The following is a 1057-nucleotide window of genomic DNA, read 5'->3' as shown; positions in this document are numbered from 1 at the left end:
CTCATCCTCTTTCTGATGAAAAGCAACAAGCTGCTGTTTTAACATCTTCACCATCTTTAGCTGATCAGATGACTTTGCGGCCAAACACTCAGGAACAACCTTCTCCACACTTGAGTGAGACGCTTCCAGTTTCTGACTTTTTAACTACGCCTTCTACAGATGCCGTATTGTCTATGTCTGTAGCTCCAGCTATGGTATTTCACAATGAAATGCAAGCCGTACGTGCGGGAAGAGGAATTCTAGATAAAAGTAAAAAGAATACGGCTTTATGGACCTATGCGATCAAATCTAAAGAGAGTATTGCGACAAAGCATATAGATTTTAAACTGGATCAGACCGGTATCGTTTTAGGAATCAATGGTTTAAACGAATGGGAAAATGGAGATTTTTATATAGGTGGTTTTGGCAGTTATGATCATGCCCGTGTTGCGCATGCACGGGGGGGGACCAGCGGTATAAATACTTATGGCGTTGGTGCTTATGTCACTTATTTGGATCATAGTGGATGGTATCTCGACGGTATTTTAAAATACAATCATTATCAAAATACTCTGAAGGCAGTTTCAACGAATGGCTTAGGGATTGAAGGAACATATACTCAAAGGGCATTGGGAACTTCCTTTGAAGCCGGTTATCGACTTCAGACGTCACAGAGCAGTTGGCTGCAGCCTTATGGACAATTTACATGGTTGCGTGTTGAGGGTAAAGCAATCAAGTTATCGAATGACATGGTAGGTGACATGCGTCCATTTACTTCATTACGCAGTGAGGTGGGCTTATCTTTAGGATATGAATTTGGTTCTCGCATGGCTTCTTCATCATTTGCGTATATTACAGCCGCATGGTTGCGTGAGAATAAAGATGATAATCAAACGTTAATTAATCAACGCCATCCATTTACCACGGACTTATCGGGCAATGCGGGTAAATTAGGAATAGGTTTAAGCAGTTTGGTGAGTGAGAAGTTAAAGTTATATGGTGAGGCCCATTATGTTAAAGGACGTAAAACAAAACAGTCCCTTCAGGGTATTTTAGGTGTACGCTATAGTTTTTAATT

The 1057-nt window shown here is 40.9% G+C and carries 1 protein-coding gene; it reads left to right on the top strand.

The window, feature by feature from the left end:
- Nucleotides 1–1055, top strand: a 1055-nt coding sequence (locus ACFIM1_RS09285; protein ID WP_375609833.1) for an autotransporter outer membrane beta-barrel domain-containing protein, incomplete at its 5' end; no start/stop codon positions are given.
- Between the last annotated feature and the right edge of the window lie 2 nt (nt 1056–1057).

Origin of the sequence: Bartonella sp. AC158YNML (genome assembly GCF_042196725.1) — a bacterium.
Lineage (GTDB): Bacteria > Pseudomonadota > Alphaproteobacteria > Rhizobiales > Rhizobiaceae > Bartonella.
This window is presented reverse-complemented; position numbering and strand designations above follow the sequence as displayed.